Source organism: Streptomyces sp. NPDC002309, assembly GCF_053593375.1.
This window is the reverse complement of the sequence record NZ_JBSFCI010000043.1, coordinates 1-14,008: the sequence shown is the minus strand read 5'-3', so window position 1 is coordinate 14,008 and position 14,008 is coordinate 1. Positions and strand designations below refer to the sequence as shown.

The window sequence follows — 14,008 nt, the reverse complement described above, 5'->3', positions numbered from 1 at the left end:
GCGGTCGTAGCCCGCACGACCACGGCAGACGTCCCTCAGAGCACCTCCGGGCACTGTCTCCCTGAAATGGTCCGACGATTCGCACGCGAGGCCAACATCTGTCCAGCTCCGCGGCTGTCCGCATACGCCGTCGTCCTGAACGGGGACGACAAGGCCGAAGCGCCATCAAGCGGCTACCGCCACCAGTCGCCGTCGCTCGTGAGGGAGCAGCGCAGGTAGTCCTCCAGCTCGCGTGCCGCCCATAGTCGGCTGTCATTCTCGTGGTCCCAGACGAAGATGTCCGGGCGCTCAGGTGTGAGCACGAATGCGAACTGGTCGCCTCCGCCGTTGTCGCCGAAGAACAGCAGTGGATCGAAGGACATATACAGGCCGGAGAATGCGTCGGCGGACCAGAACAGCAGGTTCTGCTCGACGATCCGATCCAAGGACCACACGACGTCGATCCCGTACTCATCGACCATCCCGTCGGTCTCCATGAGCAGACCTGTCAGCTGCGGTGGCAGACTCCGGTCAAGGAGCCGCTCCGCCTGGGAGACAGCAGTCGCGTCGACAGGCTCGCTGAACTCAACGTCGGGCGAGGCCTTGGCGGCGGTCTTTTTCCACATCGGCGCAGCTTAGGTCGAAGGACGAGCTGAGTGGTCAGCCGGGGAGACCTCGGCGAGGGCGGCTCACCCTTAGGTGAACGGTGAAATCCCTTTGCTCTCCAAGTGGGCCAGTGTGGCCTCAAGGCATGCATCGGCGGACGCCAGATCGGCTCGGAAGAACGACTCCGTTCCCATGGCACCGCCAGAGACGATCACCATCCAGCGATGCCCCCGCGAGCGCTCGCCGTCGGCCTTGAAGACCACCGAGCACCCTCGCTCAGCCAGCCACTTCATCAGTTCTATGACGTCCACATTCGCCCTCTGCCGGCGAGATCATGCCAGTTGGCCGGTTTAAGTATTGCCGGGCGACTTGGTAGGCGGACGCTGTGTGGGTGTGGGCGCGGCAGGTGGCGTGCTCGGTGTGCGGGGGTGTCCGGTCGGGTGGCCTCATGTCGGGTTTCTGAGGTGCTTCAGGTCGGCGCGTGCGTCCACGCGGTCCTGGGCCGTCACGTCCGACCAGTAACGGTGGGTGGTGACGAAGATCGCGAGTTCGCGTTCGCGGCGGCGGAGCTTCTCGACCTCGGCCTGTTCGTCGTCCGACCAGCCGGGGGAGGCGGGGCGTTCGATCTTGCGCCAGCCACCGGCGTCGCTGAAGCCGTCCAGGGGCTCGACCGACCAGGGGAGCCGCTTCAGCAGGGCGGACAGCTCGGCCCGGACCTGGTGCAGCTCCTCCTGGCCGGCGCGGAGGTCGCTAGGAAAGTCGAAGGTCGTCGCCACGGCCGCAATGGTACGCCTGTTCGATTTTATGGGGCGAGTGAGTTGGGGCGGTTCATGCGAACGGGTGTACGCGTTGCAGGTGAGGGGATCTGACCTGCGGGTTTGTGGTCAACCTTCGGCCGGGGTCCTCGCTGTGAAGGCGGCCGGTTCGGTTCTCAGATGTTCGCGGGAGAGGTTCATCGGGCCCGCCAGGTGGTCGACCAGGTCGCGCGGACCGCCGCCGGCAGGGCGGGCGCGGTGAAGTCCGCGCCCATGTGGAGGGGACCGCCTCTGGGTAGGCTCGGGCTCATGGTGCAGAGCAAGGCCGAAGACGTCGACACGTATCTCGCCGAGGTGCCGGAGGAGCGCCGGGAGGCGCTCGGCCGGCTGCGGGCGCTGTGCCGGGGGGAGTTGTCCGGGTTCCGTGAGGTGATGGCGTACGGGATGCCCGCCTACGAACGGGACGGCACGGCGGAGATCGCCTTCGCCAGCCAGAAGCAGTACATCTCCTTCTATCTGATGCGCGGCGACGTCCGCGAGGCCTTCGAGGAGCGGCTGGCCGGGCACGACATGGGCAAGGGCTGTCTGCGCTTCCGCAAGCCCGAGCTGATCGACTTCGACCTGGTGCGCGATCTGCTGAAGGCCACCGCGGCCGGGCCCGGTCAGGTCTGCTGAGCGGTCACCGGGCGGTGGGCGCCGGGCTGGGCGGTGGGCGCTGGAAGATGCCGGTGGTGCGCAGGGCGTCGGCCGTGCTGTCGCCGGCCAGGCAGATCACCCGGTGCCCGGCGCGGGCGAGCAGCGCGGCGAGCAGACCCCCCACGCCGCCGGGGCCCAGTACGGCGACGGTGAGTTCGTCGTGCGCCGTGGGGTCGTGTGTGCTGGGGTCGTGCGCCGTGGAGTCGTGTGCCATGGACTGGTTCCTCTCGTGATCGGCACCGGGGCCGGTGGCCGCCAAGGGGGCGCTCATGACAGGCGGGCGGGAACGCCGGTAGCGCCGTCCGCGACCTGGAATCCGCGGCGGGTGTGAGACATACGGGTGGGGGCGGGGTGAGACTGGAGCCATGTGCCGCAGCATCAAGACGCTCCGTCCGCCCGTACTGCCCGAGGAGGCGACCGAGGAGGACATCCGGGCCGCCGCCTTGCAGTACGTGCGGAAGGTGTCCGGCTTCCGGGCACCCGCCGCCCATAATCGCGAGGTCTTCGACCGGGCCGTCGACGCGATCGCCGAGGCCACGGCCGAACTCCTGGCCGACCTGGAGGTCCGAGGCCGGCCGACCCGCCAGGCCGGGTAGCCATCCGGGGCGGAGGGGCCGGGGTGGCCCGTCTGCCGGGTGGGGAGTTGGTCCGGCGCGGTGTTCCCGCTGGTCCGGCGCCGTGAGTTCTAGGTGGTCCGGCGGCGGGGCGGGCCGGTGGCCGGGGACTGTCAGGCCCGTCGCACGAGGTAGGTGGCCGCGGCCCCCGCCCCGAGCAGCGCGAGCACGGACACGCCGGTGGCCAGCCAGGTCGCTCCCAGCCAGTGGCCGCCGAAGTAGCCGAGGGCGACGCTGTAGATGGCCCAGGACAGACCCGCCAGGGCCGACCAGGGGACGAACTCCCGGGGGCGGCGGCGGGCGGCGCCCGCGCCCAGCGAGACCACCGAGCGGCCGGCGGGTGCGAAGCGGGCCAGTACGACCAGGGCGCCGCCCCCTCGGGCCAGTGCCGTGCCGAGACGTTTCCGCGCGGTGCTGAGGCGGGGCGAGCGGGCCAGCGCGCGGTCCAGGCGGGCGCCGCCGTTCCAGGCGAGGCGATAGGCGACCAGGTCCCCCAGCACGGACGCGGTGGTGGCGCAGAGCGTCAGGAGCAGGATGTCGGGGACGTCGGCCGGGACACGACGGCCGGTGGCCGCGCCGGAGCCGGCGGCCGCGGCCATCGCCGCCATGATGACCAGGACTCCGCTCGGCAGCACCGGGACGAACACGTCGAGCAGGACCGACGCCGCCACCACGGCGTAGATCCATGGACTGGCCGTCAGCGACCCCACACTCTCCAGCACCGTGACTCCCCGTCATCCCCCGTGAGCATCACAGGGTACGCGGGGGGTGTGACAAGGGGTTCACGGGGGGCTTGTGTGTTCGATACCGAATGTTCACACGGAGACCGAGCGGTGGCGTCCGGTTCGCCCGGGATCGGCGGTCACGCCGCCGCCTGTCTCCGCCGCCACCCGCAGCACCGCCCGCGCCACCGCGTCCGTGTCCGACAACGTCACCGAGTCCACCCCGGGCCGTGCCCCCGCCGCCGTCACCCAGTGCACGCCCTCCGTGGGCACTCCGATCGCGAACCGCCGCGCATGCGGGACGCCTTGACGGTCGATCAGGTGGTACGGCCGTCGGGTCACGTCCAGGCCGCCCGTCTCGTATCCGTCGACCGTGTGGGGCCGGCACTGCCCGCTCGCCAGGAGGCGGTCGAGCAACTCGTCGGCGGTGCGCCGCAGGTCGGGTTCGGGGAGCCGGGCCTCTATGAGGGTCGTCGCCCGCACCGCCGAGCCCGGCACGTCGGGCGAGTGCGCCACCCATGCCCCGTCCGCGCACCGCACCTGCACCCGCGGCCCGAGCACCTCCACCACGCCGGCCGTCATCAGCGCGGTCAGTTCCTCGATGCGGCGCCGGGGCGGTCCGATGGAGAGGAAGGCGTTGAGCGGGGTGTACCAGCGGTCCAGGTGGTCCCGGCGGGACCCGCCCGTCAGCCCGGCGTGGTCGACGATCAGCCGGATCTCGTTGCGCAGGTCGCGCAGCACGTCGAGGGCGGCCTTCAGCGGCCCGCGCACATTGCCCAGGGCCGCCTGCGCGGCGTCCTCGCGCAGATACGCCAGGAGCCAGTCCCGCCAGGAGCCGGGTCCGTCGAACGTCCGCTCCGCGTACGGCCGGGAGATCCGCTCCCACGACCAGCGTTCGGTGACCGGTATCCCGAACTCGTCGAGCAGGCGCGCCTCCCGGGGATCGCCATGAGGAACGGCGAGACAGCGCTCGGTGAAGTCGCGTGAACCGTCCAGCAGCGTGGCGTAGTGGACGGTCTCGACCTCCTTCGCCACCAGCGGCCAGACCTCCGCCAGGAAGTCCGGCGCGTCCCCCGAGTCCGCGCGTTTGCGGAAGCCCGCGATGACCTCGGGGGTGAGCACTAGGGGCTCGTGACGCCCGTGGGGACCTTTGGCGTTGTCGCCGCGCGCCTGGTACGGCACGCCGCGCCGGGAGCCGGCGTACAGGCGGGGCTCGTCGCCGGAGGGGACGTAGCGCAGTCCCTCCTCGGTGCGGTCGAACCGGCCGCCGCGGCCGGTGGTCAGCAGGGCCATGTGATCGAAGAAGTTCAGGCCCAGGCCGCGCAGCAGTACCGGTTCCCCGGGGGAGAGCGCGGTCAGGTCGACGTCGGCCGGATTGGCGGGCGGGACGTATCGCAGGCCGTTGCGGTCGGCGTACGACGCCTGTCGCCGCTCCTCGGCGTCCGGAGCCGTCGGCAGATGGCCCTGCGCGAGGACGACGGCCGCGAGACCGGTCAGCGGTGCGCCGTCGTCCAGGGCGAGGACCTGGAGGCCGTCGGGGCCGTCGTCGAGCCGGACCGCGCGGGCCGCGTGGGTCTCCACGCGCACCCCGGGCGGCGCCTGACGCGCCGTCCGCGCGAACACCCACTCCAGGTAACGGCCGTACTGCGCCCGGGTCGGGTAGTCGTCGGGACCGAGTTCGCCGCTCGCCCACTCGTGCAGGCTCGGGCCCGGACGGATCGGCCCCGAGCAGTCCACGCTCTCGTCCGTGAACAGCGTCACCTGCGAGGCGACCGTGTTCATCAGCAGCTCGGCGGACTGGGTGGTGCGCCAGACGCGTCCGGGGCCGGGCGGTGCCGGGTCGATCACGTGCACCGTCAGCGGTGTGCCGGGCGGGAGGAGTTCGGCGGCCGAGGCGCACAGGCGCTCCACGACGCTGGTGCCGCGCGGCCCGGCACCGACGAGGGCGACGGCGAGGGGCGCGGGCGCGGACCCGGTCCGCGCCGGCGCGGGTCCCTTCGGCGAAGTCCCGCGCGCGGCCTCCGAGAAGGAGGGCTCCGGCACGCAAAGCCCCGGCAGGGAGGGCTCCGGTACGGAGGGCCCCGGTACGGAGGGCTCCGGCACGCAAAGCTCCGGCGCGGAGGGCTCCGACGTGGATTCCGGTATGGACTCCGTGATGGATTCCGGTATGGATTCCGCGGCCGGTGCAGACAAAGCGGTGACTCCCGGGCATGTGGGGCGCAGTGCGGGGTGGACCGTCCGGGGGAAGCGGACGGTCCGCCTCATCATGCCGTCGCGAACACCAGAAGCCAACGCGGGTCCCACAGGTCCCGGATGTACCTCATGAGGTGGTCAGAACCGACTCCTCCACGGTCGCGAGTCGCGCTCCGCCCTGTCCGTCCTGTTCGGTGTGTTCCAGCAGCAGCCGCGCCGAACGCCCCCTCAACGTCAGCGTCATGAGCTGGTTGCCGAACCAGGGTCCGCTCGTGCACCGCCAGTCGATCGGCGGCTGCGGCACCTTGCCGTGGCCCGCGATCCGGCGGCCCAGGAAGCGTGCGACGCCGCTCCAGCCGAAGCGGAAGCCGAGCCGGATCGGCAGCGGGATGGAGTTGTGCACGGGAGAGCAGGTGAGCTGGAGCACGCGCGCGTCCGGACCGCCGGAGGGCCATGTCGGTTCGGCCACGTACGCGTGGTGCACGTCCCCCGACAGCACGCACACCGTCGCCGGCGCCGTGTCCCCCGAGCCCGCCTCGGCGATCAGCGCCGCCAGTGCCTCGAAGGACTCCGGGAAGGCCGACCAGTGCTCCAGGTCGGCCGCGCGCCGCATCTTCTCGCCCCAGCGCGCCCAGTGTTCGCCCTTCTCGCCCCGGCACAGCGCCGCGTTCCAGCCCTCGGCGTCGTGCACCAGGTGCGGCAGCAGCCAGGGCAGGGAGGTGCCGATCAGGAGGTGGTCGTACGATCCCGGCTCGGCCAGCGCCTCGGTGCGCAGCCACTCCTGCTCACCGGCGTCGAGCATCGCGCGGCTGCCCTCCGTCAGGACGCGGGCCGCGCGGCTGTCCACCATCAGCAGCCGGACGCGTCCGAAGTCCCGCCGGTAGCTCCATCGCGCGGTCGTCGGATCGGCGTCGGCCTTGGCGGCGAAGGCGCGCAGGAGGTCGGTGGCGTCCGGGGTGTCCCGTACGGCCGCGTAGAGGGCGTCGGTGGCCAGCTCGTCCGGTGAGAGGTTGCCGAGGTGCTGGTGGACCCAGTACGACATCAGGCCGCTCAGCACCCGCTCCTGCCACCAGTGGGTGGCGCGCATGTCGGCGAGCCAGGCGGCGGAGGTGTTCCAGTCGTCGATGACATCGTGGTCGTCGAAGATCATGCAGCTGGGCACGGTGGACAGCAGCCAGCGCACCTCGGGGTCGAGCCAGGACTCGTAGTAGAGCTGGGTGTACTCCTCGTAGTCCGCCACGCCGCTGCCCGGTGGTTCCTTCAGGTCGCGGCGGGTGGCCAGCCTGCGCCGGGTGGCCGCCGAGGTCTCGTCGGCGTAGACCTGGTCGCCGAGGAGCAGCAGGACGTCCGGCCGAGGGGCCTCGGGGTCGGACGCCATGCGGGCGGCGAGGGTGTCCAGGGCGTCGGGGCCGACCGGGTCCTTCCCGTCGGCCGGGGGCGCGGCCCAGCGGCAGGAGCCGAAGGCGACCCGGACGGTGTCGGCCACATACCCGGCGCGGATCACCGAGGGCGGGAACGGGGAGTCGGGCAGCGGCCACACGCGGGTGCCGTCGAGCAGCACCTCGTACGCCGTCGTCGTCCCGGCCGTCAGGCCCGTCACCGGCACGAGGGCGTAGTGATGGCCCGCGACCTGGAAGGTGCGGGCGGTGCCGTGGGCGCCGTCGGCGCAGCGCACCTCGGCGGTGCACGGTCGGCTCGCCTCGACCCAGACGGTCGCCGCCCGGCCGTCGACGTATCTCAGCAGTGGTCCCAGGCGCAGTGACGCCACGTGATGGTCCGCCTTCTCTCTGGTCGGCCCGCCGACGGGGCGCTCTGCGCCCGTGCGGCCGGCCTCCTCCGTCGCCCCGTACGGTACGGAACGACGGAGGCCGGCGGGGAGGTTCCGCGCGAGAAAAGTCACACGTCGGACCAGCCGGGGGCCGGGCGCGTCAGCGGGAGGTCGGGCAGCTCGTCAGCAGGGGGCCAGATAGCTGGTGAGCGCGTTCTTCTCGGCCGAGTCGACCGAGAGTCCGTAGTAGTACTTCACCTGGACCCAGGCGCGCACGTAGGTGCAGCGGTAGGCGGTGCGCGACGGCATCCAGGTGGCCGGGTCCTGGTCGCCCTTGGACTGGTTGACGTTGTCGGTGACCGCGATGAGCTGCGGGCGGGTCAGATCGTTGGCGAAGGACTGGCGGCGGGAGGTCGTCCAGCCGTCGGCGCCGGAGTCCCATGCCTCGGCGAGCGGGACGAGGTGGTCGATGTCGACGTCGGCGGCCGCGGACCAGGTCGCGCCGTCGTACGGGGAGTACCAGCTGCCGCTGGTGGCGGCGCAGGAGGAGTCGGTGACGACGCCCGAGCCGTCGCGCTTGAGGACGGTCTCACGGGTGTTGCAGGCGCCGGACTGGGTGATCCAGTGCGGGAAGAGGTCGCGGTTGTATCCGGTGCGGTCCTCGGAGGCCACGGTGAGCTGGGCGAGGTAGGAGCGGGCGGTGGCGCCACTGACCGGGGTGGGCAGCGCGGCGGAGGCGGTGGGGGCGCTGAACAGGGCCGCGGAGGCGGCGAGGGCGGTGATCGCCGCCAGTGTGCTCAGCCGTCGACGCGCGTAGAACCTGGGCATGCGAACTCCCTTGGTTTGTGGGGGTGTTGGCGTGCGGGCGAGGGAATGCTGCCGCTGTCGCGTGGCGAACGGGTGTGCGTTCGGTGAGAGGTTGGTGTCGCGTTCATGACACGGCTGGATTCAGGGGCGGGACTTCTCCGCCCCTGGGGCCGGTGGGGCCGTCGCGTACCATGGGGGGCGCAGAGGGGGAGTAGCCCTTCGCCGGACCGTCGACATACTGCTCAGCCCCTGAGGGACTGGGCCGGCGCCCGGAGGCGGGTCTCATGACGAGGCCGGCCGGCGAGACCTTCGGCAAGCAGTGCACACCCGTGCCCCATGGCGCGGGTGCCGTGTGCTGCCGTGCCGAGGTCTCATGGATGTTCCGCCACGACTCTCGGCCGGTGGCCCCGACCGATTGAGGAATCTTGATCAGCCTGACCGTCACGGCGCTCGTCTTCGGCGTCGTCTTCCTCGCCGAACTGCCCGACAAGACCGCGCTCGCCGGCCTCGTCCTGGGCACCCGCTATCGCGCCTCGTACGTCTTCGCCGGCGTCGCGGCGGCCTTCGCGCTGCATGTCGTGCTCGCCGTCGCGGCCGGCAGCGTGCTGACGCTGCTGCCGCAGCAGTTGGTGCACGCGCTCACCGGCGTGCTCTTCCTCGGTGGCGCGGCGGTGCTGCTGCTCAGGAAGGGCGACGGTGAGGAGGAGATCCGCAAGCCGGAGGACCAGTCCTTCTGGAAGGTTTCCGGGGCAGGTTTCATGCTGATCCTGGTCGCCGAGTTCGGTGACCTCACGCAGATCATGACGGCGAACCTCGCCGCCCGGTACGACGACCCGCTGTCCGTCGGCCTCGGTGCGGTGCTGGCGCTCTGGGCGGTGGCCGGGCTGGGCATCGTCGGTGGCAAGGCGCTGATGAAGCGGGTGCCGCTGGGTCTGATCACGAAGGTCGCGGCGCTGCTGATGCTGGGGCTCGGGGTGTGGAGCCTTTGGGAGGCGGTCACCGGCTGAGCCGGGCGGGGTGGGGCGGGCTGCGCCGAGCTGGGCTCTGGGTCGTTCTGGGGCTGGGTCGAGCAGGGCTGGGTTGAGTCGGGCTCTGGGGCGGGCTGGGGCTGGGTCGAGCTGGGTTCTGGGGCGGGCGGGCTGGGCGAGCTGGGCTGGTCGAGCCGGGTTCTGGGGTGGACTGGGACGGGCGGAGCTGGGCTGGTCGAGCCGGGTTCTGGGGTGGGCTGGGACGGGCGGAGCTGGGCTGGTCGAGCCGGGTTCTGGGGTGGGCTGGGACGGGCAGGGCTGGGCTGGTCGAGCCGGGTTCTGGGGAGGACTGGGACGGGCCGGGGCTGGGGCTGAGCTGGGGCGGGTCGAGCTGAACGGCAGGTGAAGGCTTGGCCGGCGCGCTGGCGATCGGGCGGCTTGTTTTGTACCGTGAAGAAACAAAGTGGCTCCCGCCCGTTTTCCCTGACCGGCGGGCGGGGCCGCCTTGTCCCCCCCCCGGGGGCACCTCGTTCCCGGGCCTCGGCGGCCTTCGCCGCCGCCCTTCTCCCTCGTGATGGAGCTGCCGATGACGGCCTCGACCGTGCTCACCGCCCGCGCCCTCCTGCTCGACATGGACGGCACCCTGGTCAACTCCGACGCCGTCGTGGAGCGCATCTGGCGCCGGTGGGCCGAGCGGCACGGGCTGGACGGGGACGAGGTCATGAAGGTCGTCCACGGGCGGCAGGGGTTCGCGTCGATGGCCGTGCTGCTGCCGGACCGGCCGATGGAGCGGAACCTGGCGGACAACGCGCGGATGCTCGCGGAGGAGACCGCCGACATGGACGGGGTCGTCGAGATCGCCGGCGCGAAGGACTTCCTGGCGTCGCTGCGGGGGCTGCCGCATGCCCTGGTGACCTCGGCGGACGTGGCGCTCTCCACGGCGCGGATGGCCGCGGCGGGGCTGGCGCTGCCGGACGTGCGGGTGACCGCCGAGTCCGTGGGCGCGAGCAAGCCCGATCCCGAGGGGTTCCTGAAGGGGGCTGCCGAGCTGGGCGTGGCTCCGCGGGACTGTCTGGTCTTCGAGGACTCCGGCGCGGGGATCGCGGCGGGGCGCGCCGCGGGAATGCGGGTGGTCGGGGTGGGGCCGCGGGCCTCGGTGCATCGTCCGGACGTACTGGTGGGGGATCTGAGCGGCGTGCGGGTCGAGGCCGACGGGGACGGGGAGATCCGCGTCTCGTTCCGGTGAGGGGCCGTCGCGGCCGCCGCTGAGGCGGGGCGTGGGCGGCCGGGGCCCGTCGGGTCGTCGGGTCGTCCGGGCACCCCGACCAGGGCGTGTCAGGGCTCCGACGTCTCCGACTCGAGCATCCGCCGGGTCTCCTCGCCGTAGACGCCCAGTTCGTCGCCGCGGATGCCGCGGGCCCACTGGTAGGTGCGTACGGCGTTCTCGACTTCTCCCGTGTAGTCGCCGTCGGGGTCGTCGTTGTACAGGTACAGCTGGCGCAGGCGGAGCTGGAGCTCCGTGACCTCGGGGCCGGAGTCGCCGCGGCTCAGGGTCTGCGCCGGCTCGCCGCGGTCCGAGGGGGTCGGCGAGTTCGCGGCGGGGGTGGTGGGCGACGACGGCCGGTCGGTCGGCGTCGGTGAAGCGGGCTGCGTCGCGGAGGCGCTCGCCGAGGGGGACGCGCTCGGCGAGGGTGCCGCTGTCGGGGACGGGGACCGCGTGGCGGGTGCGGCCGAGGGTGCCGTCGCCGACGGTGTGGGGGTCGGCGGGGTCGTGCGGGCCTGCGGGACCGCCTCCCGTACCGACTCCGGCGCCGCGCTGTCCCGGGCCGGGGGGTCGTAGGAGAACAGGCCGCCGGCGAAGCCCGCCGTGGCGGTGACCGCGAGGACCGCGGCGGTCGCCAGCAGGATGGTGCGGCGGCGTCCGGGGTGGGGGGCGCGGTGGGGTCCGGGGTGGGCGGCGCGGTGGGGTCCGTGCGGGGGCTCGGGGGCCTGAGGGGGCTCAGTGGCTTGTGGGGGCTCAGGCTCAGCGGCCTGTGGGGATTCGGGGGTCGGGGCCGGGGCCGGGGTCGGGGCCGGGGGGTCGTGCGGGAGGCTGGGTTCCGCCACGGGTTCGGTGAGGGCTTCGGGGGATCCGGGGGCCGCCGGGGTGGTGGGTTCCGGGTGCTCGGGTGGGGCGGAATGTGTGGGGTGCAGTGCTACATAGGGGCGTATGCGCAGCGGGTCGAAGTCCTCCGCCGCAGCCTGTTCCGCCGTACGCGCGTCGCGCAGGGCCTCGGCGGCGCGCTCGCCGCAGGCGCAGGCCGGGGTGTTGTCCGCCCCCCTGGGCGTTCCGCACTCCGGGCACTGGTGCTCGTTCTGCTTCGTCACGCGTCCGTCCCTCCCCTCGCGGCTCCGTGGTCCCAGAGATTATGCAGATTGTGTGTACGTCGTGTCGGCGGCCCCCCTGAAACGCGCCCGCGGCGACGGCTTTTCCTCGGGCTCGACAGGCCGTTACCGGGCGAACCGCACACGATGGATGAGGTACCGCAGGCCGGACGAGGCAGCCTCGGGAGGTGTGCATGACCGGGGAATCGCATGGCGGCAGGGCCGCTCAGATACCGGGTGCCGTGGATCGCGAGCAGGTGTCCGGGAACGTACTCGTGTCGATCGGCGCGCTGCTGCTCGGCATGTTGCTGGCCGCTCTCGACCAGACGATCGTGGCCACCGCCCTGCCGACGATCGTCAGCGAGTTCGGCGGCCTCGACCATCTCTCCTGGGTGGTCACCGCGTATCTGCTGGCCGCGACCGCCGCGACGCCGCTGTGGGGCAAGCTGGGCGACCAGTACGGACGGAAGCTGCTGTTCCAGATCGCCATCGTGATCTTCCTCGTCGGCTCCGCGCTCTGCGGGATCGCGCAGGACATGGCGCAGCTCATCGCCTTCCGCGGAATCCAGGGGCTGGGCGGCGGCGGGCTGATCGTGTTGTCGATGGCGATGGTCGGGGATCTGGTCCCGCCGCGTGACCGGGGGCGGTACCAGGGGGTGTTCGGCGTGGTCTTCGGGGCGTCGAGTGTGCTCGGGCCCCTGCTGGGCGGGGTGTTCACCGAGCAGCTGAGCTGGCGCTGGGTCTTCTACATCAACGTGCCCCTCGGGGCCGTCGCGCTCGTGGTGATCGCCTCGCTGCTTCGGCTGCCGCGCACCCGCGCCCGGCATGTCATCGACTATCTGGGCACCTTCCTCATCGCCGCCGTCGCCACCTCATTGGTACTGGTCGCCTCCCTCGGCGGCACCACCTGGGGGTGGGGGTCCCCGCAGATCGTCGGGCTGCTCGTGCTGGCCGCCGTGCTCGCGGTGTGGTTCGTGGCGGTCGAGCGGCGGGCGGCCGAGCCGGTGCTGCCGCTGAAGCTCTTCCGTGTCCGGACGTTCAGCCTCACCGCGGCGATCAGTCTGATCATCGGGTTCGCGATGTTCGGCGCGATGACCTACCTGCCGACGTTCCTCCAGGTCGTGCGGGGGGTCTCACCGACCCTGTCGGGTGTGCACATGCTGCCGATGGTGCTGGGGCTGCTCATCGCCTCGACCGGCTCCGGGCAGATCGTCAGCCGCACCGGACGCTGGAAGGTCTTCCCCGTCACGGGGACGTTCGTGACCACCCTCGGGCTGCTGCTGCTCCACAACCTCGACGTGCACAGCTCCGACCTGGTGATCGGCGCGACCTTCTTCGTCTTCGGTCTCGGGCTGGGGCTGGTCATGCAGGTGCTGGTGCTCATCGTGCAGAACGCCGTGTCGTACGAGGATCTGGGCGTCGCCACGTCCGGGGCGACCTTCTTCCGGTCGATCGGGGCGGCGTTCGGGGTCGCCGTCTTCGGGTCGGTCTTCGCGGGGCGGCTCGGGGAGCAACTGGCGTCCGCCTTCCGGGGCGTGACGCTGCCGCGCGGTGTCTCCGTCGAGAGTCTCGGGTCCGACTCGCGGGGGATCGCCCTCCTGCCACCGGAGTTGCGGGGGCAGGCGCTGGACGCGTACGCCACCGCCATCACGGACGTGTTCCTGTACGCGGCGCCCGTCGCGTTCCTCGCGTTCGTGCTGGCATGGTTCCTGAAGGAGGACCGGCTGCGGATGTCGGTCACGGCGCCCGACGTCTCCGAGACGCTGGCCAGCAATCCGGTGCACCGGTCGTCGTACGACGAGGTGTGCCGGGCGTTGTCGGTGCTCGGTACGCGGGAGGGGCGGCACGAGGTGTACCGGAAGATCTCCGCGCGCGCGGGGTACGACCTGTTGCCCGCGGCCGGTTGGCTGCTGCTGCGGATCAAACGGCACGGGCGCGTGGAGCCGGGAGTGCTGGCCGAGCGGAGCACCGTGCCGCTGGGGGTGATCCTCGACGGGGCCCGTCAGGTCGAGGAACGGCGGCTTGCCGTGCGGGAGGGGCTCGACCTGGTGCTGACCGAACAGGGGCGGGTGGTCGCCGAGCGGCTGGCCAGGGCTCGCGAGGAGTCGCTCGCCGAGTTGCTCGGCGACTGGTGGGGGCCGGAGCGGCCCACGGATCTGGTGCAGTTGGTAAGGGAGTTGAACGAGGAGTTGTGCGGGTCGGATCGTGAGGAGCCGCATGATGTGCGGGCGGTCGCGGCTCGGTTCCGCTGAGGGTCCGGTGAGGTTCCGGTGCCGTGGTGGTGGCGCGCGCGTCATCATGCCTGCGGCGCATCGGGTGTTCGGTGGGGGTTGCTGTCGCGCCTCGGGTGGGGGTTGTCGTCGGGGTCGGGCCGGGGGGTGTCCGTCCTCGGAACGGCGCGGAATCGGTCACTTACCAACTTGCCCGGGTTGACGCGCCAACCGCTGCGGGCGGACACCCCCCGGCCCGACCCCTTCCCGCCGCGTGCGACCGCGGGTCCCGGGGGGGGGACGCGGGAGTTCAGCTCACCGACGGG

General features: G+C 72.1%; 12 protein-coding genes and 1 pseudogene. 5 read left to right on the top strand and 8 right to left on the bottom strand.

All coding sequences use genetic code 11. The features are described 5' to 3' along the window. Positions 1-173 precede the first annotated feature (173 nt). Both ACWCPM_RS28820 and ACWCPM_RS28815 read right to left on the bottom strand, forming a co-directional pair. Positions 174-605 carry an SMI1/KNR4 family protein gene (locus tag ACWCPM_RS28820; protein WP_450979184.1) on the bottom strand — a complete coding sequence of 144 codons (432 nt, stop codon included), beginning with the start codon at positions 603-605 and terminating at the stop codon, positions 174-176. A 426-nt stretch (positions 606-1,031) separates the two neighbouring features. After that, entirely contained in the window at positions 1,032-1,361 is a 330-nt protein-coding gene (locus ACWCPM_RS28815) for a hypothetical protein (RefSeq protein WP_450979183.1), read from the bottom strand. Positions 1,362-1,649: 288 nt separating this feature from the next. On the opposite strand from ACWCPM_RS28815, the gene ACWCPM_RS28810 reads away from it, so the two are divergent. Beyond that, on the top strand, positions 1,650-2,015 hold the full coding sequence (locus ACWCPM_RS28810; RefSeq protein WP_450979182.1) for an iron chaperone: 366 nt from the start codon (positions 1,650-1,652) through the stop codon (positions 2,013-2,015). Positions 2,016-2,061: 46 nt separating this feature from the next. Here ACWCPM_RS28810 and ACWCPM_RS28805 read toward each other — a convergent pair. Next, positions 2,062-2,250, bottom strand: a pseudogene (locus ACWCPM_RS28805) (2-dehydropantoate 2-reductase N-terminal domain-containing protein); the annotation flags it as partial. 151 nt (positions 2,251-2,401) lie between these two features. Between ACWCPM_RS28805 and ACWCPM_RS28800 the strand changes: the two are divergent. Beyond that, entirely contained in the window at positions 2,402-2,632 is a 231-nt protein-coding gene (locus tag ACWCPM_RS28800; RefSeq protein ID WP_450979181.1) for a DUF2277 domain-containing protein, read from the top strand. Between the two features lie 131 nt (positions 2,633-2,763). Here the strand turns inward: ACWCPM_RS28800 and ACWCPM_RS28795 are convergent, their stop codons facing one another. The 4 genes from ACWCPM_RS28795 to ACWCPM_RS28780 form a co-directional block, all read right to left on the bottom strand. Continuing rightward, complete coding sequence (locus ACWCPM_RS28795) at positions 2,764-3,372, bottom strand: DedA family protein (RefSeq protein WP_450979180.1); 609 nt, start codon at positions 3,370-3,372, stop codon at positions 2,764-2,766. Positions 3,373-3,465: 93 nt separating this feature from the next. Continuing rightward, positions 3,466-5,415 (bottom strand): FAD/NAD(P)-binding protein, encoded by a 1,950-nt coding sequence (locus ACWCPM_RS28790; protein WP_450979179.1) that lies wholly within the window; start codon positions 5,413-5,415, stop codon positions 3,466-3,468. Between the two features lie 277 nt (positions 5,416-5,692). After that, entirely contained in the window at positions 5,693-7,333 is a 1,641-nt protein-coding gene (locus tag ACWCPM_RS28785) for an alkaline phosphatase D family protein (RefSeq protein ID WP_450979178.1), read from the bottom strand. A 183-nt stretch (positions 7,334-7,516) separates the two neighbouring features. Continuing rightward, positions 7,517-8,161, bottom strand: a complete 645-nt coding sequence (locus ACWCPM_RS28780) for an HNH endonuclease family protein (RefSeq protein ID WP_450979177.1) — start codon at positions 8,159-8,161, stop codon at positions 7,517-7,519. A 404-nt stretch (positions 8,162-8,565) separates the two neighbouring features. Between ACWCPM_RS28780 and ACWCPM_RS28775 the strand changes: the two genes are divergently transcribed. Both ACWCPM_RS28775 and ACWCPM_RS28770 read left to right on the top strand, forming a co-directional pair. Then, complete coding sequence (locus ACWCPM_RS28775; protein ID WP_450979176.1) at positions 8,566-9,147, top strand: TMEM165/GDT1 family protein; 582 nt, start codon at positions 8,566-8,568, stop codon at positions 9,145-9,147. A gap of 547 nt (positions 9,148-9,694) precedes the next feature. Further along, a complete protein-coding gene (locus ACWCPM_RS28770) occupies positions 9,695-10,354 on the top strand; it encodes an HAD-IA family hydrolase (RefSeq protein ID WP_450979175.1) in 660 nt (219 codons plus the stop codon). Positions 10,355-10,443: 89 nt separating this feature from the next. Here ACWCPM_RS28770 and ACWCPM_RS28765 read toward each other — a convergent pair whose 3' ends face one another. Then, the gene (locus tag ACWCPM_RS28765; RefSeq protein WP_450979174.1) at positions 10,444-11,475 is read right to left on the bottom strand and encodes a peptidoglycan-binding domain-containing protein; all 1,032 of its coding nucleotides are present in this window, start codon (positions 11,473-11,475) and stop codon (positions 10,444-10,446) included. A gap of 191 nt (positions 11,476-11,666) precedes the next feature. On the opposite strand from ACWCPM_RS28765, the gene ACWCPM_RS28760 reads away from it, so the two are divergent. Beyond that, the gene (locus ACWCPM_RS28760) at positions 11,667-13,724 is read left to right on the top strand and encodes a DHA2 family efflux MFS transporter permease subunit (RefSeq protein WP_450979173.1); all 2,058 of its coding nucleotides are present in this window, start codon (positions 11,667-11,669) and stop codon (positions 13,722-13,724) included. Positions 13,725-14,008: the final 284 nt, after the last annotated feature.